This is a genomic window from Streptomyces sp. YIM 130001, from assembly GCF_003574445.1.
GTDB lineage: Bacteria > Actinomycetota > Actinomycetes > Streptomycetales > Streptomycetaceae > Streptomyces.
On sequence record NZ_KZ984568.1, the window covers coordinates 1 to 24,267 of the forward strand.

The following is a 24,267-nucleotide window of genomic DNA, read 5'->3' on the forward strand; positions in this document are numbered from 1 at the left end:
CCCACGGCCGAGGGCGCGCGCCACGAATGGCGGTGTGCCCCCGCCGGACTCAGACTTTCCCCAGACGTACGAAGACGGAGAAGACACCTCATGAGCACTCCCGCGGACCGGTTCCTGCGCGTCGAGAAGGGCAATGCCGAGCCCGAGGAGCTCGCGGCCATCACCGCGATCCTCATGGCCCGGGCCGCCGCACAGCCGCAGGAGGCCCCCGCGCACCGTCGTGGGCGGTCCCGTGCAGGGTGGCGCCGGCTCGAGCGGACACCGGGCTTCAGGGCGCCGCACAGCTGGCAGGGCTGAGCCCTCCGGCCACCCCATCGAAACGAAGTGGGCCCCGTCCTTGAGATCAAGGACGGGGCCCACTTCGTCGTGCGCGTGCTGCGGTACCTACCGGAGTCGGGCCATCAGTGCGTGCTCGACCAGAGTGATCAGGGCGCTCTTGGCGTCCGCGCGGTGTCGCGCGTCCGTCGTGATGATCGGAGCGTCGGGGCCGATCTGCAGCGCCTCGCGGACCTCGTCCGGGTTGTACGGCTGGTGTCCGTCGAAGCCGTTGAGGGCGATGACGAAGGGGAGCCCGGAGTTCTCGAAGTAGTCGACGGCGGGGAAGCAGTCGGCGAGGCGGCGGGTGTCGACGAGGACGACGGCGCCGATCGCGCCGCGGACCAGGTCGTCCCACATGAACCAGAAGCGGTCCTGTCCGGGGGTGCCGAACAGGTACAGGATCAGGTCCTGGTCGAGGGTGATACGGCCGAAGTCCATGGCCACCGTGGTGGTGGTCTTGTCCCCGGTGTGCGTGAGGTCGTCGATGCCCGCGGAGGCTGACGTCATCACGGCTTCGGTACGCAGCGGGTTGATCTCCGAGACGGCGCCCACGAACGTGGTCTTGCCCACGCCGAATCCGCCCGCCACCACGATCTTCGCGCTGGTGGTGGAGCGGGTCGCACCGCTAGAGCTTTCGAAGTCCACTGAGCACCCTTTCGAGCAAGGTCACATCTGGCTGGCCGCCGGCGCTCTCGTCGCCGCCGGGCTGGTGGATGGCGACCAGACCGGCCTCCGCCAGGTCGGCGACGAGGATCCGGGCCACGCCGAGGGGAATGGTGAGCAGTGCCGAGATCTCCGCTACGGACTTGATCTCACGGCACAGTTGGCAGATCCGCTGATGCTCGGGCAACTGGCCCTGCATCTGGTGCGGTTGAGCGGTGGTGTGCACCAGCGCCTCGATGGCGAGCTGGTAGCGCGGCCTGGTACGCCCGCCGGTCATGGCGTAAGGGCGCACCAGCGGGTTGTGCCGGCCGCCGGCCGGGGACTGGGTCCCCGGTTCGGGGCCGCGGCGCTGCGGCTGTACGGGCTGGATCCGGGGTGCCTGCGGCTGCTCGTAGGGCTGCTGCGGCGGCGGTGTGTGGGGCCCCCGCCGCTGGTTCGGCGCAGAGGGGAAGTTGAAGCGGTTGGGCGGCGTGCCGTTGCCCTGACCCTGGCCGTAGGACCAGTTGCCCGAAGACGAACCGTCTGGGGGTGTTGCCACGTTCTCCTCCTCCGATCATGCCGGGCGCCATCACTGGTGCCGCGTCCCGAACTTTAAGGCCAGAAGGCCTTAAACCGCACCGGCCGTCAGCTAGTTGAGAAGGCTCCCCTGCAGTTCCGCACGGAGGTCCGGGGTGAGAACGGTGCCCGCACGGTCGACCAAAAGGGCCATCTCGTACCCGATGAGACCGATGTCCGCCTCCGGGTGTGCAAGCACCGCGAGGGAAGAGCCGTCGGAAATGGACATGAGGAAAAGAAATCCGCGCTCCATCTCCACAACGGTCTGCGTCACATGACCACCCTCGAAGATCCGGGAGGCCCCGGCGGTCAGCGAGGTCAGACCTGAGGCGACCGCCGCCAATTGATCGGCACGGTCACGCGGGAAGCCTTCGGACATCGCCAGAAGGAGTCCGTCGGCGGAGACCACCACCGTGTGGGACACCCCTGGGGTGTTCTCCACGAAGTTGGTGATCAACCAGTTCAGGTTCTGCGCCGCCTGGCTCATCGGGCTCACACTAACGCTCCTGGTTGTAGTTGCCACCAGGCCCACCGTCTCCGCTGGCCTGGCCGTTCGAATCGCTTCCTGCCTCGCGCCCCCGCTGTACGCCGCGCCGCAGGTTGCTGAGCCTGCCCCGGACGTCCTCAGGAGCGCGGGAGACCTGAGGGCCGCCCTGCGGGGTCTGCTCCGCGGTGCCCTCGACCAGATTGGCCTTGGGCACCCGCCTCGGCAGTCCGGACGAGGTGACTCCGCCCGCCCTCGGCTGCCGCAGCTGCTCGGCGCGCTCCCAGCGGGAGTCGTTGGCCGAACGCCAGGTGTCGTTGTGGTCTGCGGCGTCCGGGCCGTCGCCGAACAGCGAGGCGGACGCCTGCGGCTCCTCGGGAGTTGCCTGCCCCGGTCCGCCCGGCTGCGGCCCGCCGGGACCGTTGCCGTTGCTGCCGGCCGGCGAGGTGGTGCCGCGACGGGGCAGACCCGCTGCGGTCATCTCGTGGACGGTGCTCGGGGCCGGTCCGGGACGCTCGAAGCCTACGCGCTCCCGGTCGTCCCCGTGGCCGCCCGAAACAGATTCCGGTTCCTGGCCGTAGGCCGGGTCGAAGTCGCCCCGGTAGCCGGACTGGTCCTGCCAGTCGCCCTGGTGAGCCTGGTCCCCGTAGCCGCCGAACTGATCCTGCGGGTTTCCCTGGAAGGCGCCGCGGTCGTCGAATCCCGCTTCCGCATAGCCCGGGTCCCGATAGCCGTCAGCAGCCGCGTACGGATCTGGGGCGCCCTGCTGGAGGTAACCCTGCTGGTCCGCGTAGCCACCCTGTTCGGGGTAGCCCTGCTGCGGATAGCCCTGGTCCGGGTAGCCGGGGCCCGGCTGCTCGTCGTAGCCGGACTGGTCCTGGTAGCCGACGCCGTTGTCGTACGCGGACTGGTCGTCGTACGCGGACTGGTCCTCGTACGCGGACCGGTCGTCGTATCCGGGCCGGACGTCGTAGCCGTCCGGGTCCTGCCCGGCGTACTGCTGCGGCGCGGCCTCGATCTCGTCGCGGTACATCGGGCGGTTGCCCGCCTGCGCCTCGAGCGCAGCACGGCGCTCCTCGCGCATCAGCGAGCGTCCGACGGGGTCGAGGTCACGGGCGTCGTCCGGCACCTCGTTGTAGCGGCTGTCGTCGAAGCCGAGCTCGGCCGCGGTCCGCAGGGGAGGAGCTTCGTACGTCGGCTGGGGCGCCTGCTGCTCGGGAATGATCTGCGAGACGGTGAACTCGCTCTCCGGCAGGTCGCTGCCGCCACCGCCGTGCGTGATCACGTCGGGCAGCATGACGAGCGATGTCGTGCCCGCCTGCTCGCCGGACGGGCGCAGCTGGACGCGGATGTTGTGCCGGTCGGCAAGGCGGCCGACCACGAACAGGCCCATGCGCTGCGAGATCGCGGCGTCCACGGTCGGCGGGTTGGCGAGACGGTGGTTGATGTCCGCGAAGTCCTCGGCGGTGAGGCCGATGCCCTTGTCGTGGATCTCGATCATCACGCGGCCGTCGGGCAGCCGGGTCGCGGTGACCCGCACCTTCGTCTGCGGCGAGGAGAACGTGGTGGCGTTCTCCAGGAGCTCGGCGAGCAGGTGCACGAGGTCGGTCACGGCACGGCCGTGGATCTCGGCCTCCGGCACCCCGGACAGCTCGATGCGCTCGTACTGCTCCACCTCGGAGGAGGCGGCGCGCAGGACGTCGACCAGCGGGACCGGCTGGTCCCAGCGGCGGCCCGGCTCCTCGCCCGCGAGGACCAGGAGGTTCTCGCCGTTGCGGCGCATACGGGTCGCCAGGTGGTCGAGCCGGAAGAGGCTCTCCAGCTGGTCGGGGTCGGCCTCGTTGTTCTCCAGGTCGGTGATCAGGGTCAACTGGCCCTCGATCAGCGACTGGTTGCGGCGCGAGAGGTTGGTGAAGATCGCGTTGACGTTCCCTCGCAGGAGCGCCTGCTCGGCCGCCAGCCGCACCGCTTCCCGGTGGACCTGGTCGAAGGCGCGTGCGACCTCGCCGATCTCGTCGCGGGTGGTGATCGGGATCGGCTGGACCCGGGTGTCGACCCGGCCCGGCTCGGTGCGCGAGAGCTGGTCGACGAGCGACGGCAGCCGCTGCTCGGCGACATCGAAGGCGGCGGAACGCAGACGGCGCATGTTCCGGCTCATCTGGCGGGCCATGAGGCCGGCGATGATGAAGGCGGCGAGCACCGCGGCGATCACGATCGCACCGGTGATGTACGCGTCGCGCTTGGCGTCGTCGGAGATCTGGGCGGCCTCGGTCACGGCCTTGTCGACCAGGCCGGTCTCGATCTCGCGGTAGCCCTCGAACTTGGCCGTGGTGGTCGCCATGAAGGTCTCGGGCGTGATGCCCTGCTTCTCGAGCGCGGACGGCCGGGCGCCGGAGCCGATGCGCTTGATCATCTCGTCCGACGACGGCGGCGCGACGAAGGGCTTGCCCTCCTCACGGGCCTGCTTGGCGGCGGCGGCGATCTGCTTCTTGCCGGCGTCCTGCTTCGCCTTCATGACGGCCTTGAGGGCCTTCTCGTCGTCCTCGGTGCCCGCGGAGATGTACTCGCCGAGGGCGATGTTCTCCAGGTAGGCGTACGAGTTGAAGGCGTTGAGCTGGGCCTTGAGGGTGTCCTCGTCCTGGCTCGGGCGGACCAGGAGGTGGGTGCCGATGGAGCGCTGCAGGGATCCGGCGGCCTTGGCGAGCGAGACGGCGTAGACCGTGCGGCCGTAGCTGGTGATGTTGCCGGTGCCGAGACCGAGCTCGTTCGCGAACTCCATCAGGGAGTGCTGGACGGTGACGTAACCCTCTTCGGTCTTCACCGGGTCCATGGCGCGGGTGAAGGCCTTCTTGCGCAGTCCGTCGAGCTGGGACTCGTTCTTCTTGACGAGCGAGAGGCGGCGCTCGAGGCCCTGCTTGGCGGGCATGTCCTTGATGACCTGGTCGAAGTTGGCCTTCGCCTCGTCGGTCGCGGTGCGGACCTTCTTGACCTGGTCGGTCTCGCCCTTGCCGAGCAGCAGGGGAGCGGCTGAGAGGTCGCGCTCGTTGAGGAGTGCCTGTCCGTAGTTCTCGGCGGCGCGCACCACGAGTGCGGTCTTCTCGGCGTCCTCTGCCTCGTTCCAGGTGTCCACGGAATTCGTGACCTGGAAGCCGCCCATCGCGATCGCGACGAGTACGGGTATCAGCAGAATCGCGTTCAGCCGTACCGGCACGCGCCAGTTGCGCGGGGAAAGCCGTCCGCCACCGTCGGCCGCGGGGGCCACCGGCTCGGACCCGGGTATCTCGGGTGGCGGCACCGCCGTCCGCGGCGGCGGGGTGAAGTTGCCCCGGGCCGACGGCTCGGGACTGCTCTTGCTTCGCCTCACTCGACCAACAACCTCTCGGCGTCGGCACCACATGTTGTGCCGCTGTCGTCTCCTCGCCCGTCCTACTGGGCAGTTCGACGCATTCCAGCACGTCAGGCGGGGCAGCTCCAAACAGTGTGAAGATTTCGTTCCGCGTGACCTGGACCGCAGATAAATCGGTCATAAAGAGCGAGCCCCGCCAAATGACGGGGCCCATGTGAGCGCAGCGGTACCGAGTGACCGCGTGGGGTGTCGGCGCCTGTTGAATTCTCTGTCGAAACGTTATGAACACACAGGCGGATCGTGTCAAACGACACAGCAACCTCCACACCGCCTACGTCAACTGCCGTATGCGCGTGTGCACTTGCGACCTCGGGCCGGTCCCGCAGGGGCGCGACCGGCCCTGCGGCAGCTAGCGGAGTCGGGCCATCAGCGCGTGCTCGACCAGAGTGATCAGGCCACTCTTTGCGTCCGCGCGGTGACGTGCGTCGGTGGTGATGATCGGGGTGTCGGGACCGATCTGGAGCGCCTCGCGAACTTCCTCGGGCGCGTACGGCTGGTGCCCGTCGAAGCCGTTCAGAGCGACCACGAAGGGGAGCCCGGAGTTCTCGAAGTAGTCGACGGCGGGGAAGCAGTCGGCGAGGCGGCGGGTGTCGACGAGGACGACGGCGCCGATCGCGCCGCGGACCAGGTCGTCCCACATGAACCAGAAGCGGTCCTGTCCGGGGGTGCCGAACAGGTACAGGATCAGGTCCTGGTCCAGGGTGATACGGCCGAAGTCCATCGCCACCGTGGTGGTCGTCTTGTCCCCGGTGTGCGTCAGGTCGTCGATCCCGGCGGACGCCGAGGTCATCACGGCCTCGGTACGCAGCGGGTTGATCTCCGAGACGGCGCCCACGAACGTGGTCTTGCCCACGCCGAATCCGCCCGCCACCACGATCTTCGCGGATGTGGTGGAACGCCCTGACGAGCCCGGATCGTTAGAGCTTGCGAAGTCCACTGAGCACCCTTTCGAGCAGTGTCACATCAGGCTGGCCGCCGGCGTTCTCGTCGCCGCCGGGCTGGTGGATGGCTACGAGTCCCGCCTCTGCCAGGTCCGCCACCAGGATGCGCGCCACGCCGAGCGGCATCGAGAGCAGCGCCGAGACCTCGGCCACGGACTTGACCTCACGGCACAGATGGCAGATCCGCTGGTGCTCGGGGAGCAGCCCCATCAGCTGGGCCGGGTCGGCCGTGGTGCTGACCAGTGCCTCTATCGCGAGCTGGTAGCGCGGCCTGGTCCGGCCGCCGGTCATCGCGTACGGACGAACCAGCGGCTGGTCGCCCTCGCCGTACGGTGCGTGTGCTGATGCCCCGTACGGATCGTGAGAGGCGGTGGGCGGGGTCATGAATCCTCCGGGCGGGACAGCAAGTGGTCGGCGTGCCGTCTGACTTGGGCCGGTGGGGGGATCTGGGGACGGCCGGACGGTTGGTGTGTGCGTGGTACGGCCGGGCTAGTGGAGCAGGCTGCCCTGCAGTTCGGCCCGCAGGTCGGGGGTGAGCACGGTGCCCGCCCGGTCGACGAGCAGGGCCATCTCGTATCCGACGAGGCCGATGTCGCAGTCGGGGTGCGCGAGCACCGCGAGCGACGAGCCGTCGGAGATCGACATGAGGAAGAGGAAGCCACGCTCCATCTCCACCACGGTCTGATTGACCGGACCGCCCTCGAAGATCCGGGAGGCCCCGGCGGTCAGCGAGGTGAGGCCCGAGGCGACCGCGGCCAGTTGGTCGGCGCGGTCACGCGGGAAACCTTCGGACATGGCAAGGAGCAGACCGTCGGCCGACACCACCACCGTGTGCGACACCCCTGGGGTGTTGTCCACGAAATTGGTGATCAACCAGTTCAGATTCTGCGCCGCCTGGCTCATCGGACTCAACTAGCGCTCCTGCTGGTGAGAGGGACGGGGGTAGCTGCCGGTCTGGCCGGTACCGGCGTCGCGGCCCTGCTGGATGCCCCGACGGAGTTTGGTCAGCCGGCCACGCACCTCGTCGGGTGCACGCGAGACCTGCGGACCGCCCTGGTGCTGCTGCTGCTCCGCCGTGCCCGCGACCAGGTTCGCCCGCGGGACCCGGCGCGGCAGGCCGGAGGTGGTGACGCCGCCGGCCGTGGGCTGCTTGACGCGCTCGGCCTGACGGACGAGCTCGTCGTTCGGCGACGTACGCCACGTGGTGGAGGTGACCGGAGGAGCTTCCGGCGCGGGCGGCATCGCGTCAGCGGCGGGCTGCTGCGGTGCGTCCTGCACGGGCTCCTGCGGTGCGGCCGGCCGGCCGCCGCCCTGCTGGCCCCGGAACCAGTTGGTCTCCAGGGTGTCGTAGAGCGGAGTACGGCCGTCGCCAGGGCCCTGGGCCGGCGGCAGGTCGTCGGGAGACTGCTGCGGCGACTGCTGCGGCACCTGCGGTGCGGGCTGTTGCGGCGGACGCGGGAGCGCGAAGTCCCCGGTGTCCTCCGGGCCGCGGGCAGGCCCCGGTGCCTGGCCGTCGCCGGGAGCCTGCGGACGTACGGGCGGGAATGCGCCGTTCTGTCCGTGGTTGCCCCCCGGCAGGCTCGCCCGCGGGCCGCCCTGCGGGCGCTGCGGTGCGGCGCCGGCCGGAGGGACCGGGTTGGACGGGTTCGCCATGGGGGCGCCGCCGGGCGGCGGGCCGTTGAAGTCCGGGCGGGTGAACTCCTCGGTGGAGCCGGGTCCCTGACGCTCGTCCGCCGGACCCGGAACACCGGGGCGGCCGGGCGGCCGCTGGAAGTCCGGGCGCTGGAACTGCGTCGTCGACTCGGGCTCGCGGTGCTCGCGCGCGGTGTCCGGAGGGGACACCTGCGGATTGGCGTTCTCGTCGCTCCAGGCCGGAACCCGGGGCTTCGGGCTGCCGCCGGGCAGCTCGGCACGCGGACCACCGCGCGGCGGCAGCTGCGGCTGGCGGTCACCGGGCGGGCCCTGGCGCGGCCCACGCTGCTGACCTGCCGGCGGCACGGGAGCGCCACGGCCGGGACCCGCGGGGCCACCGGGGGCGGCGGCAGGTCCGCCGGGACGGCCCGGTCCACCCGGCCTGCCCGGTCCGCCGGTACGCGGCGAGCCGAAGGCGTCGGTGGCCGCGGGACGGTTCGGGCGCTGCTCCTGGGGGCCGCGCGGGCCGCCCTGCTGGTTGGCGGCAGCGGCACCGGGGTCACGGCTGGGCAGCGCCGCACGCGGACCGGAACCGGCGACCTGGCCGCGCTGCGGCCCGCCGGTGAGTCCACCGCCGGGCGCGCCGGCGGTCAGACCGCCACCGTTGCCACGCCGGGCCGCAGCAGCGCCGGCCGCGGCCTGCGCGGCGGCCGGACCGCTGGACGGAGCGGAGGGCGGCATGGGGCCCTTCTTGTTCCCCTGCGCGACGTCGACGGGCAGCATGACGAGCGCCGTCGTGCCGCCGGAGTCGGAGGGGCGCAGCTGGATGCGGATGCCGTGCCGCTGCGACAGGCGGCCGACCACGAACAGACCCATCCGGCGGGACACCGAGACGTCCACGGTGGGCGGCGAGGCCAGCCGCTCGTTGATCGCCGCGAGGTCCTCGGGAGAGAGCCCGATACCGGTGTCGTGGATCTCGATCAGGACGCGGCCGTCGGGCAGCGCGTGACCGGTGACCTTGACCTTGGTCTGCGGCGAGGAGAAAGAGGTGGCGTTCTCGAGCAGCTCGGCGAGCAGGTGCACGAGGTCGTTGACCACACGGCCGGCGACCTCGGTGCTGGGCACCGCGGCCAGCTCGATCCGCTCGTACTGCTCCACCTCGGACGCGGCGGCGCGGAGCACGTCGACCAGCGGCACGGGCCGGGTCCAACGGCGGCCGGGCTCTTCACCGGCGAGCACCAGAAGGTTCTCGCCGTTACGGCGCATGCGGGTCGCGAGGTGGTCGAGCTTGAACAGCGAGGACAGCTGGTCCGGGTCTGCCTCGCGCGACTCGAGCTCGGAGATGAGCGAGAGCTGGCGCTGGATGAGGCCCTGCGAACGTCGCGAGAGGTTGGTGAACATCGCGTTGACGTTGCCCCGCAGGAGGGCCTGCTCGGCGGCGAGGCGGACCGCCTCGCGGTGCACGTCGTCGAAGGCCGAGGCCACCTGGCCGATCTCGTCCCTGGAGTGCACGCCGACGGACTCGACGGAGGTGTCGACGTCCTGCGGGTCGGCGTCGGAGAGCTGCTTGACCAGCTCGGGCAGCCGGTCCTGCGCGACCCTGGTGGCGGTGTCCTGCAGCCGGCGCAGCGAACGGATCATCGAGCGGGCCACCACGAAGGCGCCGACGAGCGAGACGCCGAGCACGAGCAGGATGATCGCACCGTTGATGATGGCTTCGCGCTCGGACTCGTCGCGGAGCTTGCGCGCCTCCTGCTCGAGGTCGCCGAGGAGCGTCTGCTCGATGAGCGACATCTGCTTGAGCTTGGTGGACGAGGCGTCCCACCAGTCCGGGTACGAGCGCTTCTCCTCGCCGCGCAGTCCGTCGGAGGAGTCGAGGATGCGGTCGGCGTAGCTGTCGGCGTCCTTGATGATCGGGTTGCGCTCGTCGATCGACTTGGTGAGCTCGTCGTAGTTGCCGCCCACGCTGGCGTACGCGCGCTGGAAGGCCTTCATCTCGGCGTTGTTCTGGCGGTTCGCCGACTGGGCGTAGACCCGGTCGGAGTCGCTGAGCTTGCCGAAGTTCTTCTTGTCCGGCGGCAGGGCGGCGGCGATCATCGCGCGCTGGATCGACGCGTACTCCTTGGCGGAGGAGAACGAGGTCAGCGTGCGGGTGCGCTGGATCATCTCCGGGCTGCTGGTCGCGAGCGCCATGTCCCGGGAGAGGTTGAGCAGCTGCTCGATCAGCTGGTTGTAACTGGCCACCGTCTGCGACGTCGGCGTGCCCTTCTTGTACGCGTCGGCGCGGATCTCCTTCAGGGTGAGCAGCTGCGTGGAGATGCTGACCACGTTGCCGCGGATCGACTCGACCGCCTTGTCGCTGCGGTTCTGGTCGATCTGGGCGGTCTCGTCGACGAACGCCTGCTGCGCGCGGTCGGTCTGGTTGCGCGGGCCCTTGATCGAGAAGTCGGACGCGCTGCCGCCGTGCGCCAGCGGGCCGGCCGAGCTGTCGCGCTCGTTCTGCAGCGCGTTGGCGAGCTCGGTCGCCTGCTTGGTCATGTCGGTGAGCAGCTTCATGTTGTCGAGCTGCTCGATGTCGTCCATCGAGTCGTTGATGCGGATCGCGCCCAGCGAGGTCGCCGCGACCACCGGGAGGGCGAGCAGCGACACCAGACGGGTCGAAATGCGCCAGTTGCGCAGGGCTATTCGCGAGCCGGGCCCGCTCGGCCCCGTCGACTTGGGGGGCTCGGACGAACCCGCGCCCGAAGTCTGATCGCCGCCGTCCACGGGCAACGCCGGCCCGGAGGCCGGGGCGTCATGGCGCGAGGGGCCGCGGTCGGTCCCGCCGGGCAGCTCCGGATCCGCCGCAGCGTCCCCTCGGCCCTGGCGGGCCTGGGGGGACCCCATGCCTTCCCTCTTGAAACGTCCCTGCACTAGCGTCGCAACCTCTGGACCAGGCGTCCCTCCGCAAGCGGCGGGACGGTGTCGGCGTTGTGGAGTCCGAGGACCCCGGGTGGTCGTGAGTGACCGGCGCGTCTTCCCCCTCTGGCCGCCGTCACTCGGCGCTGCGTTGCGCCTCTGCGCGCCGGTTTATACCTGCGGCGGTCCCGGGAATTCCAGCACAGTGCAGGATCTCCAACAAGGCCCAGGTACCTGCCCGTGACCTCCGTGACGTGCTGTGATCACAGCAACACGACGGGTGCAAGGGTTTTGCTTCAAAGCGGACTTTTCCCTGCCGGGGCGGCTCTACGGGCGGGTGTCCCAGTCGCCATGATCGGGAGCGGAATGATCGGTTCGACGCCGTAATGTCCGTTCCTCGGGCGTCGATCGTGCGCCCGGATCGTTCTTTTTGTCCGAGCTCTCGTGAGCAAACTCACACGCTGATCAAGGCTCGTTCACAGCTGTGCGGGGAATTTGGATGTTTAGCCTGACGCTTGACACGGACGGCAGTTCCGACAAGCGACAGACGTGAGGTCCGACCACAGTCATGAGGACGACGATGATGTTCCGCAACATAGCCAACCCGCGACGCACCACCCTGGCGCACCTGACGGACGCCGGCGAGCTGCAGCCCGCGGCCGAGCAGCCGGAGCGCACCGTCGATCTGCCTGCCAGCACCGCGAACCCGAGGCGCACCGTCCTGATGGACCTCCCCGCCAGCCAGTGAGCGGGGAGTCCCGGGCTCGTCGCAACGCTCGTTGACCACGGCGCGTAGGGCCCCTTCACCCGCGTTAGCCTGGAGCGTCAGTCTCCAGCAGCGTGAGTAGAGGGGCCCCGCATCCCGTGCGCATCGCCAGGTTCTCCATCGACGGCAACGTCGCTTTCGGCGCGGTCGAGGGCGACGCGCCCCCCGGGTCGACGGAGGGACTCGTCCTCGACATCATCAAGGGCATCCCGTTCGCGGACTTCGAGCTCTCCGGTACGAAGGTCCCGCTGGACAAGGTCCGTCTCCTGCCCCCCGTACTCCCCAACAAGGTCGTGGCCATCGGCCGCAACTACGCGGAGCACGCGGCCGAACTGGGCAACGAGGTCCCCGACGAGCCTGTCGTCTTCTTCAAGCCGTCCACATCGGTGATCGGCCCGGGCGACGCGATCGCGTACCCCTCCTTCTCGCAGGAGCTCCACCACGAGGCCGAACTGGCCGTCGTCATCGGTCGGATGTGCCGCGAGGTCCCGCGCGAGCGAGCGGCGGACGTCATCCTCGGCTACACCTGCGCCAACGACGTCACGGCCCGCGACGCCCAGCGCCGCGAGAAGCAGTGGGCCCGCGCCAAGGGCTTCGACACCTCCTGCCCGCTCGGTCCGTGGGTCGAGACGGACATCGACCTGGCCGCGGCAGCCGACCTCACCATCCAGTGCACGGTCAACGGCGAGCAGCGACAACTCGGCCGTACCACCGAGATGGTCCGCCCCGTCGCGGATCTGATCGCACACATCACCGAGGCGATGACGCTCCTCCCGGGCGACGTCGTCCTCACGGGCACCCCCGCGGGGGTCGGCCCCCTCAACGTCGGCGACGAGGTCGCCGTCTCCATCGAAGGCATCGGCACTCTCACCAACAAGGTGATCAAGCGTGGCTAACGCGATCCGCGTACGTTTCTGTCCCTCCCCGACCGGTAACCCCCACGTGGGCCTGGTCCGCACCGCCCTGTTCAACTGGGCCTACGCCCGGCACAACCAGGGCACCATGGTCTTCCGTATCGAGGACACCGACGCGGCCCGTGACTCCGAGGAGTCCTACGACCAGCTGCTCGACGCGATGCGCTGGCTCGGCCTCGACTGGGACGAGGGCCCCGAGACCGGCGGCCCGCACGCCCCGTACCGGCAGTCGCAGCGCACCGAGATCTACCAGGACGTCGCCCACCGCCTCACCGAGGGCGGCTACGCGTACCCCTGCTACTGCACCACCGAGGAGCTCGACGCCCGTCGCGACGCGGCCCGCGCCGCCGGCAAGCCCTCCGGTTACGACGGCACCTGCCGCGAGCTGACGGCCGAGCAGAAGGCCGCCTACGAAGCGGAGGGCCGCAGCCACATCACCCGCTTCCGGATGCCCGACGAGCCGATCACCTTCACCGACCTGGTCCGCGGCGAACTCACCTTCACCCCGGAGAACGTCCCGGACTACGGCATCGTCCGCGCCAACGGCGCCCCGCTGTACACGCTCGTGAACCCGGTCGACGACGCCCTGATGGAGATCACCCACGTCCTGCGCGGCGAGGACCTGCTCTCCTCCACCCCCCGCCAGATCGCCCTGTACAAGGCCCTGATCGAGCTGGGCGTCGCCAAGGAGGCCCCTGCCTTCGGCCACCTCCCGTACGTGATGGGCGAGGGCAACAAGAAGCTCTCAAAGCGCGACCCGCAGGCCTCCCTCAACCTCTACCGCGAGCGCGGCTTCCTGCCCGAGGGCCTGCTCAACTACCTCTCCCTGCTCGGCTGGTCCTTCTCCGCCGACCAGGACGTGTTCTCCGTCGAGGAGATGGTCGGGAAGTTCGACGTCGCGGACGTCAACGCCAACCCGGCGCGCTTCGACCTGAAGAAGGCCGAGGCGATCAACGCCGACCACATCAGGCAGCTGGACCTGAAGGACTTCACCGAGGCCTGCACGCCGTGGCTGCGCGCCCCGCACGCCGACTGGGCCCCCGAGGACTTCGACGAGGCCGCCTGGCAGGCGATCGCTCCGCACGCCCAGACCCGCGTCCAGGTCCTGTCCGACATCACGGCCAACGTCGACTTCCTGTTCCTGAAGAAGCCGGTAGAGGACGAGGCCAGCTGGACCAAGGCGATGGGCAAGGGCGACCCGGTGGCGCTCCTCACCACCGCCCGCGCCAAGCTGGAGACCGCGGACTGGGCCAGTCCCGAGGCGCTCAAGTCCGCCGTGCTGGAGGCCGGCGAGGAGCACGGCCTCAAGCTCGGCAAGGCGCAGGCACCGGTCCGGGTCGCGGTCACCGGCCGCACGGTCGGCCTCCCGCTCTTCGAGTCCCTCGAGGTGCTCGGCAAGGACCGCACGCTCGAGCGCATCGACGCGGCCCTCGCCAAGCTCACCGCCTGAGCACCGTCTGAGCACCGCAGGAAGATCCGCCGGTCACATCCCGCGCACCTTCCGGCCAGGGGCCCGGAACCGCACCCGCGGTTCCGGGCCCTCGGCGTACCGTCGGCCGTATGCCGATCAAAGCCGTCGTCTGGGACGTCGACGACACCCTCTTCGACTATGCGCGCGCCGACACCGCGGGCATGCACGCCCACCTCACCGCGGAGGGCCTGCTCGCCCGCTACGGCGACGCCGAACAGGGCCTGGCCCGCTGGAAGCTCTGCACCGAGCGCCACTGGACCCGCTTCAGTCAGGGCCTCGCGGACTTCGAGACGCAGCGCCGCGACCGCGTACGCGAGTTCCTCGCCGCAGAGGCCCTGAGCGACGACGAGGCGGACGCCTGGTTCCACCGCTACCTGGGCCACTACGAATCCGCCTGGTCGCTCTTCCCGGACACCGTGCCCGCCCTCGACGCTCTGGCCGAGGACTACCGGCACGCGGTCCTCTCCAACTCCGCGGCCCGCAATCAGGAACACAAGTTGCGCACCCTCGGTGTACGCGACCGCTTCGAGGCGCTGCTCTGCGCCGCCGAACTGGGCGTCGCCAAACCGGCAGCGGAGGCCTTCCTGGCGGTCTGCCGAGAGCTCGCCCTGGAGCCCGCGGAGGTGGCCTATGTCGGGGACCAGCCGGAGATCGACGCGCGAGGGGCCCACGACGCGGGCCTCCTCGGTATCTGGCTGGACCGGCCCGGTGCGCTGCGGCCGGCCCCTTCCGCAGCGCCCGTCGAGACCGAACTCCCCATCGGTGTACGGAGGATCACGGGCCTGACCGAGCTGCCTGCGCTGCTGGCCGCCGATACCCGTTTTGGAGCGCCGTCCACCTTCGGGTAATGTTCTTCCTGCGCCGCCCAAGGGACCGAAAGGCCCGGGGGAGCGCAAGCCGAATAAAATCCCACCAGGGATTGCGTTTTGGTGGCCTATGGTGTAATTGGCAGCACGACGGTTTCTGGTTCCGTTAGTCTAGGTTCGAGTCCTGGTAGGCCAGCTCGCAGAGCTTATCTGCAAAGCCCCCGTTGTGTAGCGGCCTAGCACGCCGCCCTCTCAAGGCGGTAGCGCCGGTTCGAATCCGGTCGGGGGTACAGATCCATCCCGCGGATCACCTGGGTCGCACCCGGTGTAGCGCGGTGACACACCACCATCCGGTAGTTCATCGGATGGGGATCGCTAGGGCCCCCGTTGTGTAGCGGCCTAGCACGCCGCCCTCTCAAGGCGGTAGCGCCGGTTCGAATCCGGTCGGGGGTACTTACTGGTCTAAACCACCAGTGGGCTATGGTGTAATTGGCAGCACGACGGTTTCTGGTTCCGTTAGTTTAGGTTCGAGTCCTGGTAGCCCAGCTCAGATCTTGGTTCCTTCAAGGTCCTCGCCCCCGTTGTGTAGCGGCCTAGCACGCCGCCCTCTCAAGGCGGTAGCGCCGGTTCGAATCCGGTCGGGGGTACGCATCGTGGAAGGGTCTCTCCTGCGGGAGGGGCCCTTCTTCTTTTTGTGCCGCCCAAAGGTCGTGCGTCGGGCAGGAGTTGCTCTGAGCGGGCATCAACTGTCCCACCCGTGTGCGTCGTTGGCGGGTGCGTCGGCGCCGGGTTCCAAGTCCGCTCGTCCGCAGGAGAGTTGTCGGCGCATGAAGGAGGGCGCCCTCGTCCGGTCCGGCACTGCGGCGTTGAAGTGCCGGGCGGGCGGGGGCGCCCTGGGTCGTACGTGTGGTGCGGGGGAGTGTCAGCCCGTGCGGCGCAGGGCTTCGCTGAGCCGGCCGGCCGCGTCGATGATGGCCTGGGCGTGCATCCGGCCGGGGTGCCGGGTGAGTCGCTCGATCGGTCCGGAGACCGAGACGGCGGCGACCACGCGGTTCGACGGGCCGCGCACCGGTGCGGAGACGGAGGCGACGCCGGGCTCGCGCTCGCCGATCGACTGGGCCCAGCCGCGGCGTCGTACACCGGAAAGGGCGGTCGCCGTGAAGCGGGCGCCCTGCAGTCCGCGGTGCAGACGCTCCGGCTCTTCCCAGGCCATCAGGATCTGGGCGGACGAGCCGGCCTTCATGGTGAGGGTGGAGCCGACCGGAACGGTGTCGCGCAGTCCGGAGAGGCGCTCCGCCGCGGCGACGCAGATGCGCATGTCGCCCTGGCGGCGGTAGAGCTGGGCGCTCTCGCCGGTCACGTCCCGCAGGTGAGTGAGTACCGGTCCGGCGGTGGCGAGCAGCCGGTCCTCGCCGGCGGCCGCCGCGAGTTCGGAGAGCCGGGGGCCCAGGATGAACCGGCCCTGCATGTCACGCGCCACCATGCGGTGGTGTTCAAGGGCCACGGCAAGGCGGTGTGCCGTGGGTCGTGCCAGTCCGGTCGCTGCAACCAACCCGGCGAGGGTGGCCGGACCGGACTCCAGAGCGCTCAGGACGAGAGCCGCCTTGTCGAGAACGCCGACGCCGCTAGAGTTGTCCATGCAACGATACTCGCGTCTCACTCTGTGAAACGCAAGTTCAATTTTCCAGGGAACTTGTCACCCTGTACGGACAGTGGTCCGGGCGACAAACCGGGCATGGCGGTCTACGTCCGGGACAGGGGTACGGACGTCGGCGCCCACATCTCTAGTTGGGCCGGCGTGACAACCGGCCGGAGGGAAAGCGATGGGTAGGACACTCGCGGAGAAGGTCTGGGACGACCACGTCGTCCGGCGCGCCGAGGGCGAGCCCGACCTCCTCTTCATCGATCTGCACCTGCTGCACGAGGTGACCAGCCCGCAGGCCTTCGACGGTCTGCGCCAGACCGGACGCCAGGTGCGGCGCCTCGACCTCACCATCGCGACCGAGGACCACAACACCCCCACCCTCGACATCGACAAGCCCATCGCCGACCCGGTCTCGCGCGCCCAGTTGGAGACCCTGCGCAAGAACTGCGCGGACTTCGGCGTACGGCTGCACCCGCTCGGCGACGTCGAGCAGGGCGTCGTGCACGTCGTCGGCCCCCAGCTGGGACTGACCCAGCCGGGCACCACCGTGGTCTGCGGCGACTCGCACACCTCGACGCACGGCGCGTTCGGCGCGCTGGCCTTCGGCATCGGCACCTCCCAGGTCGAGCACGTGCTCGCCACCCAGACGCTGCCCCTGGCCCGTCCGCGGACCATGGCCATCACCGTCGACGGCGAACTGCCCGACGGCGTCACCGCGAAGGACCTGATCCTGGCCATCATCGCCAAGATCGGCACCGGCGGCGGCCAGGGCTACATCCTCGAGTATCGCGGCTCCGCCATCGAGAAGCTCTCGATGGAGGCCCGGATGACCATCTGCAACATGTCGATCGAGGCCGGCGCCCGCGCGGGCATGATCGCCCCCGACGAGACGACCTTCGACTACATCAAGGGCCGTCCGCACGCCCCGCAGGGCGAGGACTGGGACGCGGCGGTCGCGTACTGGAAGACGCTGCGCAGCGACGACGACGCCGACTTCGACGCCGAGGTCGTCATCGACGCGGCCTCCCTCGCGCCGTTCGTCACCTGGGGCACCAACCCCGGCCAGGGCGCGCCCCTGTCGGCGCACGTCCCCGATCCTGCTTCGTACGAGGACGCTTCGGAGCGCCACGCGGCCGAGAAGGCCCTGGAGTACATGGGTCTCACGGCCGGACAGGCGCTGCGCGACATCAAGGTCGACACGGTCTTCGTAGGTTCGTGCACCAACGGTCGGATCGAGGACCTGCGGGCCGCAGCCGCGATCGTCGAGGGCCGCAAAGTCGCCGACGGCGTACGGATGCTGGTCGTGCCGGGCTCGGCGCGGGTCGGTCTGCAGGCCGTGGACGAAGGCCTGGACACGGTGTTCAAGCAGGCCGGTGCCGAATGGCGGCACGCCGGCTGCTCGATGTGTCTCGGCATGAACCCCGACCAACTCGCCCCGGGCGAGCGCTCCGCATCCACCTCCAACCGCAACTTCGAGGGCCGGCAGGGCAAGGGTGGCCGCACCCATCTGGTGTCGCCGCAGGTCGCCGCGGCGACCGCGGTCCTGGGGCACCTGGCCTCGCCCGCCGACCTGTCCGACGCCGACGCCCGTACGCCCGCTGGAGTCTGATCAGCCATGGAAGCATTCACCACGCACACCGGACGGGCCGTCCCGCTGCGCCGCAGCAACGTCGACACCGACCAGATCATCCCCGCGCACTGGCTCAAGAAGGTCACCCGCGACGGGTTCGAGGACGGGCTCTTCGAGGCCTGGCGCAAGGACCCCGAATTCGTGCTCAACAAGGCCGATTACCAGGGTGCGACGGTCCTGGTCGCGGGGCCCGACTTCGGTACGGGCTCCTCCCGCGAGCACGCCGTCTGGGCCCTGCAGAACTACGGCTTCAAGACGGTGATCTCGTCCCGCTTCGCCGACATCTTCCGCGGCAACTCGCTGAAGAACGGCCTGCTCACCGTCGTACTGGAACAGGACGTCGTGGACCGGCTGTGGGCGCTCGTGGAAGCCGACGCGCAGGCCGAGATCACGGTGGACCTGCAGGACCGCCAGGTGCGCGCCGAGGGCGTCACGGCCGACTTCGAGCTCGACGAGAACTCCCGTTGGCGGCTCCTGAACGGCCTCGACGACATCAGCATCACGCTGCAGAACGAGGCGGACATCGTGTCGTACGAGGCAGGGCGCCCCACATTCAAGCCCAGCACCGTCCAGGTCTGACACACTCCGACCCCCATCTGCACCAGCAGCACACGCTCTTCGAGAACCGCGGTCTCCACGAGGCCGCGGTTCTGCGTTTCCCGGGGCTGCGCCCCACTAACCGCCCCCGGGAACAAGCCAGTTGGCCCGAAGCAGTAGGGTCGGTATCCAGCCTGTACGGAGTGCGACTTCGGCCGTCGGAAGGTGTCGATCGCCCCATTTGGACGGCACGCTGAGACCTCGTTGAGCGACAACTCGCCCTAGATGGCACAATCTGTGCATGGATCGCGACAGCCAACTCCAGCTCTACGGACTCGTCGCGGACCGGCTGAAAGAAGCGCACACAAGGGTGCGCGCACTGCAAGTCCCGGAGGGCGTACGGATGGCGCTGACCCGGAAGCTGCTGGTCGTAACGGCCGCGGCCAAACACGATCTCGCTGATGCGGCAAGGCGTCTGGACCTGTTCATGAAGGACCTGGACGAGGGCCGCTTTCCCGAAGGTGGCCCTGCCGACCGAACTTGATGTGGTCGACTCCGTTGCGGCACAAGGGTGATTAGCCCGTTTCGTGTTTGATTTGCGGTATACATCTGCCTAACGTGCGAAAAAGCTTGAACAGATTCGTTCTGGCAATGTCTCCGAAGGGGAAGACGTGAACAAGGCGCAGCTCGTAGAAACGATTGCCGACAAGGTCGGTGGCCGTCAGCAGGCCGGCGAAGCGGTGGACGCGGTACTCGACGCCATCGTTCGTGCCGTGGTCAGCGGAGACCGTGTCTCGGTCACCGGCTTCGGTTCGTTCGAGAAGGTCGACCGCCCCGCCCGCTACGCCCGCAACCCGCAGACCGGGGAGCGCGTACGGGTCAAGAAGACCTCCGTTCCGCGCTTCCGTGCCGGACAGGGCTTCAAGGACCTGGTGAGTGGTTCGAAGAAGCTCCCGAAGAACGACGTCGCGGTCAAGAAGGCGCCCAAGGGCAGCCTTTCCGGCGGCACCAAGACCACCGCCAAGGCGGCCACGAAGAAGGCCACCGCCAAGAAGGCCACGGCGAAGAAGGCCACCGCCAAGAAGACGACGGCCAAGAAGACCACGGCCAAGAAGGCGACCGCGAAGAAGACCGCGCCCGCCAAGAAGGCCACGGCCACGGCCACGGCGAAGAAGGCCACCACGAAGAAGACGGCGGCCAAGAAGACCACGGCCAAGAAGGCGACCGCGAAGAAGACCGCGCCCGCCAAGAAGGCCACGGCCAAGAAGGCGCCCGCCAAGAAGGCCACCGGGCGCAAGACCACCGCCAAGAAGGCCACCGCCAGGAAGAAGTGACGACGGCGGCCACGCAGGGCTCACTCACACGCCGGGCCGGTCTCCCCGAGGGGAGACCGGCCCGCGGTGTGCGGTGGGCCCTCCGTCGTCGCGGCCACCTGTCCGCGCGCGGACACCGGGCCGATACGCTGCGGGCATGCAGGCGACCGCGTACACCTACGACTCCGAATCCCGCAGCGGCAGCGTGCTGCTGGACGACGGCACGCCGGTGCCGTTCGACACCGCGGCCTTCGACGCGGGCGGTCTGCGCCTGCTGCGCCCCGGTCAGCGGGTGCGGATCGAGACCGAAGGCGACGGCGACGCCCGGCGGATCACTCTGGTGACGCTGCAGACTTTCTGAGATCCCGCCACGGCGCGGGCCCGAACGGGCCGGCGGCGCCGGCCGTGCGAGGGCCCACGCCCAGCTCGAGAGCGGCCGCCAAGTCGTCCCAGGTGTCCACGTCCTGCCGGACGCCGGGAACGTCGGGCACGAGGAGTTCGCTGGCGCCCGACGCCAGATGCCGCGCCCTGGACGGCCCGCCGAAGGCCGGCGCCAGCGTCACGCCCGGAGCCGCCGCGAGCAGAGTCGTACCGATTCCCGCCGCGTCCGTCAGAAAGGAACGCGGAAATGCGGCGGCGGAATGGAGAACCCGTAGCAATTCCGCAGGCCGAAGTGCGGGAAGGTCTGCATTGAGCGCCGCGACGGCTGTCGCCGGATGAAGTGCGCGGGCAGCCTGTGCCCCGTGTGCGAGTGCCGCGTTGAGACCGTCGGCCGGTTCGTCCGTGACGACCCGGGCGCCGAGCGCGGCGAGTTCCCGTGTGGCGAGCGCATCGTCCGTGACTACCACCACATCGCGCACGGCCGGGCAGGCGAGAGCCGCGGCCACCGTGTCCTGGGCGAACGCGAGCGCGAGCGAGGGCCGCAGGGCCGCGCGGGCCGCTCCGGCCAGCCTGCTCTTGGCCCGCAGCAGCGGCTTCAGGGGTATGACCAGGGTCCACGTGCCGGGCGGGGCCGGGTCGGAATCTGTGCGCATCGCGCCCATTCTCGCCCGACGACCACTACGAACAGGCGAGCTATACCCCGAAGGGTGGGCGTACGGTGTTCTCGACAGACGGGGGGCCCGGGGCGACACTTGTGCGTCCGCCCGAGCCTGTACCAGGTCAGTAGAGGCCGGAACCTGTTCCAGGTCAGTAGAGGAAGGTGTCCGAGTGTCCCGCCGCAGAATCGGCTTCTGGTACCGCCTTGCGGCGGTCATCGCAAAACCGCCGCTTGTGCTTCTCTTCAAGCGGGACTGGCACGGAATGAAGCACATTCCGGCGGACGGCGGGTTTATCACGGCGGTCAATCACAACTCGTATGTCGACCCGCTTTCGTATGCCCACTTTCAGTACAACACCGGTCGGGTGCCTCGATTCCTGGCCAAAGCGGCACTCTTTGATGTGACCTTTGTCGGAATGATGCTGCGCGGTACGGGCCAGATTCCGGTCTACCGCGAGACCACGAATGCGCTCGACGCCTTCCGTGCCGCGGTGGATGCCATCGAGCGCGGGGAGTGCGTCGCCTTCTATCCGGAGGGCACCCTGACCCGCGACCCCGAAATGTGGCCCATGATCGGCAAGACGGGCGCGGCGCGGGTGGCCCTGGAGACGCGTTGCCCGGTGGTCCCGGTGGCCCAGTGGGGCGCCAATCTGGCGATGCCGCCGTACGCCAAGGAGAAGAAGTTCCGGTTCTTCCCCCGTAAGACCCTCGAGGTACTCGCCGGTGAACCCGTCGACCTGTCGGCCTTCTACGGCAAGGAGCCGACGCCCGAGGTGCTGAAGGAGGCGACCGAGGTCATCATGGCCGCCATCACCTCGTTGCTCGAGGAACTCCGCGGTGAACAGGCCCCGGAGAGGCCGTACGACCCGCGCCAGGCACGTATCGAACAGCGGCGCAAGGCCGCGGGCAGCACGTCCCGGGAGGACACCAAGTGACACGCCCTGTGAAGGCAGCCGTCTTCGGAACCGGCTCCTGGGGTACGGCATTCGCCATGGTGCTCGCGGACGCCGGCTGCGACGTGACGCTCTGGGGGCGCCGCCCCGAGGTGGCCGACGCGGTCAACTCCGCGCGGGAGAACCCCGGATACCTTCCGGGAGTCGCACTGCCGGAGCGGATCAGAGCCACCACGGATCCCGCCGAGGCCGCGCGCGGCGCGCAGTTCACCGTGCTCGCCGTGCCCTCGCAGACGCTGCGGGCGAACCTGGCGGCATGGGCACCGCTGCTCGATCCCGGCACCGTGCTGGTCTCCTTGATGAAGGGCGTCGAGCTCGGCTCCGCCATGCGCATGAGCGAGGTCATCGAGGACGTCACCAAGGTCGGCCAGGAGCGCATCGCCGTCGTCACCGGACCGAACCTGGCCCGAGAGATCGCCGCGAGGCAGCCGGCCGCCGCGGTGGTCGCCTGCGGCGACGAAGCCGTCGCCAAACGGCTGCAGGCGGCCTCGCACACCCCGTACTTCCGGCCGTACACCAACACCGACGTGGTGGGCTGCGAGCTCGGCGGCGCGGTGAAGAACGTCATCGGTCTCGCGGTCGGCATCGCCGACGGCATGGGGCTCGGCGACAACACCAAGGGCTCCCTGATCACCCGCGGCCTCGCCGAGACCACCCGGCTCGGCCTGGCGATGGGTGCCGACCCGCTCACGTTCTCCGGACTCGCCGGTCTGGGCGACCTGGTGGCGACCTGCTCCTCTCCGCTGTCCCGGAACCACACCTTCGGTACCAACCTGGGCAAGGGCATGACCCTGGAGGAGACCATCGCGGTCACCAAGCAGACCGCCGAGGGCGTCAAGTCCTGCGAGTCCGTGGCCGATCTGGCCGCGCGGCACGGCGTCGAGATGCCGATCACCGCCACGGTCGTCGACATCGTGCACCACGGCAAGCCGCCGCTGGTCGCGCTCAAGGAGCTCATGTCGCGCAGCGCCAAGCCCGAACGGCGCTGACACGCGCGCCACATCACCCGGTACCGCCGGTACTCGGGCCGCGCGGCACGCGGCACACCGGACGGTGCGCACGCCGGGCGCTGACGCGGCCGGAACCACCGGGTACGCTGCACGCGATATGAGCAGCGAGACCTCCTCCCAGAGCCCGGTCCCCTCCCAGCCCGGAGGGGAATCCCGTAAGCCGCGCGTCGCCGTCGTGTTCGGCGGCCGCAGTTCCGAGCACGGCATCTCCATCGTGACCGCCGGTGCCGTACTGCGTGCCATCGACCGCGAGAAGTACGACGTCCTGCCCATCGGCATCACCCACGACGGCCGTTGGGTACTCACCGCCGACGAACCCGACCGGATGGCGATCGCGGGACGCGAGGTGCCCACCATGGGGCAGCTCGCCGAGTCGACCGACGGCGGCGTGGTCCTGCCCATCGACCCCTCCAACCGCGAAGTGGTGTACGCCGAGCCGGGTTCGGTGCCGAAGGCCCTCGGCGAGGTGGACGTCGTCTTCCCCGTCCTGCACGGCCCCTACGGCGAGGACGGCACCCTTCAGGGACTTCTCGAACTGTCCGGCACGCCGTACGTCGGGTCCGGCGTCCTCGCCTCCGCCGTCGGCCAGGACAAGGAGTACATGAAGCGGGTCTTCACCTCCTTCGGGCTCCCGGTCGGCCCCTACGTGGTGGTGCGGCCGCGTGAGTGGGAGAGCGACCCCGCCGGCGCCCGCCGCCGGATCGCCGAGTTCGCGGGTGAGCACGGCTGGCCGCTCTTCGTGAAGCCCGCACGTGCCGGATCCTCGATGGGCATCACCAAGGTCGACTCCTTCGACGGGCTCGACGAGGCCATCGAGGAGGCGCAGCGGCACGACCCCAAGATCCTGGTGGAGGCACTGCTGCGGGGCCGCGAGATCGAGTGCGGCGTGCTCGAGTTCGAGGACGGGCCACGGGCCAGCCTGCCGGCCGAGATCCCGCCGGTCTCCGACCACTCCTTCTACGACTTCGAGGCCAAGTACATCGACTCGGCCTCCGGGATCGTGCCCGCGCCGCTCACCGTCGAGGAGACGGCCGAGGTCCAGCGCCTCGCGGTCGCCGCGTTCGAGGCCGCGGCCTGCGAGGGCCTGGTACGGGCGGACTTCTTCCTCACCGAGGACGGGCAGTTCGTGATCAACGAGATCAACACGATGCCCGGCTTCACGCCCATCTCCATGTACCCGCGCATGTGGCAGGAGAGCGGCGTGGAGTACGCGGAGCTGGTCGACCGCCTGGTGCAGGCGGCCCTGCGCCGTCCGACCGGGCTGCGCTGAACGGGCTTGCCCCGTC

General features: G+C 69.6%; 23 protein-coding genes and 5 tRNA genes. 18 read left to right on the plus strand and 10 right to left on the minus strand.

Translation table 11 applies throughout. The annotated features are described in order from the left end of the window. Positions 1-90: 90 nt before the first annotated feature. Positions 91-297, plus strand: a complete 207-nt coding sequence (locus DSC45_RS30025) for an acyl-CoA carboxylase subunit epsilon (RefSeq protein ID WP_119295145.1) — start codon at positions 91-93, stop codon at positions 295-297. An 87-nt stretch (positions 298-384) separates the two neighbouring features. Here DSC45_RS30025 and DSC45_RS30030 read toward each other — a convergent pair whose 3' ends face one another. The 8 genes from DSC45_RS30030 to DSC45_RS30065 all read right to left on the minus strand — a co-directional run bounded on the left by DSC45_RS30030 (position 385) and on the right by DSC45_RS30065 (position 10,885). After that, positions 385-963 carry a GTP-binding protein gene (locus DSC45_RS30030; protein ID WP_119295146.1) on the minus strand — a complete coding sequence of 193 codons (579 nt, stop codon included), beginning with the start codon at positions 961-963 and terminating at the stop codon, positions 385-387. After that, the gene (locus tag DSC45_RS30035; RefSeq protein WP_119295147.1) at positions 944-1,519 is read right to left on the minus strand and encodes a DUF742 domain-containing protein; all 576 of its coding nucleotides are present in this window, start codon (positions 1,517-1,519) and stop codon (positions 944-946) included. Before DSC45_RS30035 ends, DSC45_RS30030 begins: the two co-directional genes overlap by 20 nt. A 90-nt stretch (positions 1,520-1,609) precedes the next feature. Beyond that, the gene (locus DSC45_RS30040) at positions 1,610-2,023 is read right to left on the minus strand and encodes a roadblock/LC7 domain-containing protein (RefSeq protein WP_119295247.1); all 414 of its coding nucleotides are present in this window, start codon (positions 2,021-2,023) and stop codon (positions 1,610-1,612) included. A 10-nt stretch (positions 2,024-2,033) separates the two neighbouring features. Then, positions 2,034-5,384, minus strand: a complete 3,351-nt coding sequence (locus DSC45_RS30045) for a sensor histidine kinase (protein WP_119295148.1) — start codon at positions 5,382-5,384, stop codon at positions 2,034-2,036. 391 nt (positions 5,385-5,775) lie between these two features. After that, entirely contained in the window at positions 5,776-6,363 is a 588-nt protein-coding gene (locus DSC45_RS30050; RefSeq protein ID WP_119295149.1) for a GTP-binding protein, read from the minus strand. Continuing rightward, positions 6,344-6,751 (minus strand): DUF742 domain-containing protein, encoded by a 408-nt coding sequence (locus DSC45_RS30055; protein ID WP_119295150.1) that lies wholly within the window; start codon positions 6,749-6,751, stop codon positions 6,344-6,346. The genes DSC45_RS30050 and DSC45_RS30055 overlap by 20 nt, the downstream gene beginning before the upstream one ends. A 105-nt stretch (positions 6,752-6,856) precedes the next feature. Then, positions 6,857-7,270, minus strand: a complete 414-nt coding sequence (locus tag DSC45_RS30060) for a roadblock/LC7 domain-containing protein (protein WP_162929394.1) — start codon at positions 7,268-7,270, stop codon at positions 6,857-6,859. A gap of 9 nt (positions 7,271-7,279) precedes the next feature. Then, positions 7,280-10,885, minus strand: a complete 3,606-nt coding sequence (locus DSC45_RS30065; RefSeq protein ID WP_119295152.1) for a sensor histidine kinase — start codon at positions 10,883-10,885, stop codon at positions 7,280-7,282. Positions 10,886-11,465: 580 nt separating this feature from the next. Here DSC45_RS30065 and DSC45_RS30070 point away from each other — a divergent pair. From DSC45_RS30070 to DSC45_RS30110, 9 genes are all read left to right on the plus strand, one after another. Continuing rightward, the gene (locus DSC45_RS30070) at positions 11,466-11,645 is read left to right on the plus strand and encodes a hypothetical protein (RefSeq protein ID WP_119295153.1); all 180 of its coding nucleotides are present in this window, start codon (positions 11,466-11,468) and stop codon (positions 11,643-11,645) included. 116 nt (positions 11,646-11,761) lie between these two features. After that, a complete protein-coding gene (locus DSC45_RS30075; RefSeq protein ID WP_119295154.1) occupies positions 11,762-12,559 on the plus strand; it encodes a fumarylacetoacetate hydrolase family protein in 798 nt (265 codons plus the stop codon). Continuing rightward, on the plus strand, positions 12,552-14,027 hold the full coding sequence (gene gltX, locus DSC45_RS30080; RefSeq protein ID WP_119295155.1) for a glutamate--tRNA ligase: 1,476 nt from the start codon (positions 12,552-12,554) through the stop codon (positions 14,025-14,027). Before DSC45_RS30075 ends, gltX begins: the two co-directional genes overlap by 8 nt. A 110-nt stretch (positions 14,028-14,137) precedes the next feature. Continuing rightward, on the plus strand, positions 14,138-14,896 hold the full coding sequence (locus tag DSC45_RS30085; protein WP_119295156.1) for an HAD family hydrolase: 759 nt from the start codon (positions 14,138-14,140) through the stop codon (positions 14,894-14,896). Positions 14,897-14,978: 82 nt separating this feature from the next. Continuing rightward, a tRNA-Gln gene (locus DSC45_RS30090) sits at positions 14,979-15,050 on the plus strand. A 21-nt stretch (positions 15,051-15,071) separates the two neighbouring features. After that, positions 15,072-15,144, plus strand: a tRNA-Glu gene (locus DSC45_RS30095). Positions 15,145-15,234: 90 nt separating this feature from the next. Then, positions 15,235-15,307 (plus strand) — tRNA-Glu (locus tag DSC45_RS30100). 21 nt (positions 15,308-15,328) lie between these two features. Then, a tRNA-Gln gene (locus DSC45_RS30105) sits at positions 15,329-15,400 on the plus strand. A 28-nt stretch (positions 15,401-15,428) separates the two neighbouring features. Further along, a tRNA-Glu gene (locus DSC45_RS30110) sits at positions 15,429-15,501 on the plus strand. 275 nt (positions 15,502-15,776) lie between these two features. Here the strand turns inward: DSC45_RS30110 and ndgR are convergent. Further along, a complete protein-coding gene (gene ndgR, locus DSC45_RS30115) occupies positions 15,777-16,493 on the minus strand; it encodes an IclR family transcriptional regulator NdgR (RefSeq protein WP_119295157.1) in 717 nt (238 codons plus the stop codon). 184 nt (positions 16,494-16,677) lie between these two features. On the opposite strand from ndgR, the gene leuC reads away from it, so the two are divergent. The 5 genes from leuC (at position 16,678) to DSC45_RS30140 (ending at position 20,340) form a co-directional block, all read left to right on the plus strand. Further along, positions 16,678-18,108, plus strand: a complete 1,431-nt coding sequence (leuC, locus tag DSC45_RS30120) for a 3-isopropylmalate dehydratase large subunit (RefSeq protein WP_119295158.1) — start codon at positions 16,678-16,680, stop codon at positions 18,106-18,108. A gap of 6 nt (positions 18,109-18,114) precedes the next feature. Further along, positions 18,115-18,708: a 3-isopropylmalate dehydratase small subunit gene (gene leuD, locus DSC45_RS30125; RefSeq protein ID WP_119295159.1), complete on the plus strand. Its 594-nt coding sequence runs from the start codon at positions 18,115-18,117 to the stop codon at positions 18,706-18,708. Positions 18,709-18,967: 259 nt separating this feature from the next. Then, a complete protein-coding gene (locus tag DSC45_RS30130; protein ID WP_119295160.1) occupies positions 18,968-19,210 on the plus strand; it encodes an SCO5555 family protein in 243 nt (80 codons plus the stop codon). A gap of 127 nt (positions 19,211-19,337) precedes the next feature. Next, entirely contained in the window at positions 19,338-20,000 is a 663-nt protein-coding gene (locus DSC45_RS30135; protein ID WP_119295161.1) for an HU family DNA-binding protein, read from the plus strand. A gap of 136 nt (positions 20,001-20,136) precedes the next feature. Continuing rightward, a complete protein-coding gene (locus tag DSC45_RS30140) occupies positions 20,137-20,340 on the plus strand; it encodes a hypothetical protein (protein ID WP_119295162.1) in 204 nt (67 codons plus the stop codon). Here DSC45_RS30140 and cofC read toward each other — a convergent pair. Continuing rightward, entirely contained in the window at positions 20,312-21,022 is a 711-nt protein-coding gene (gene cofC, locus DSC45_RS30145; RefSeq protein ID WP_205571471.1) for a 2-phospho-L-lactate guanylyltransferase, read from the minus strand. The two genes, DSC45_RS30140 and cofC, sit on opposite strands and share 29 nt — an antisense overlap. A 166-nt stretch (positions 21,023-21,188) precedes the next feature. Between cofC and DSC45_RS30150 the strand changes: the two genes are divergently transcribed. The 3 genes from DSC45_RS30150 (at position 21,189) to DSC45_RS30160 (ending at position 24,251) form a co-directional block, all read left to right on the plus strand. Then, the gene (locus DSC45_RS30150) at positions 21,189-21,953 is read left to right on the plus strand and encodes a lysophospholipid acyltransferase family protein (protein WP_119295163.1); all 765 of its coding nucleotides are present in this window, start codon (positions 21,189-21,191) and stop codon (positions 21,951-21,953) included. Next, the gene (locus tag DSC45_RS30155; RefSeq protein ID WP_119295164.1) at positions 21,950-22,960 is read left to right on the plus strand and encodes an NAD(P)H-dependent glycerol-3-phosphate dehydrogenase; all 1,011 of its coding nucleotides are present in this window, start codon (positions 21,950-21,952) and stop codon (positions 22,958-22,960) included. The genes DSC45_RS30150 and DSC45_RS30155 overlap by 4 nt, the downstream gene beginning before the upstream one ends. A 118-nt stretch (positions 22,961-23,078) precedes the next feature. Continuing rightward, positions 23,079-24,251 (plus strand): D-alanine--D-alanine ligase family protein, encoded by a 1,173-nt coding sequence (locus tag DSC45_RS30160; RefSeq protein ID WP_119295165.1) that lies wholly within the window; start codon positions 23,079-23,081, stop codon positions 24,249-24,251. Positions 24,252-24,267: the final 16 nt, after the last annotated feature.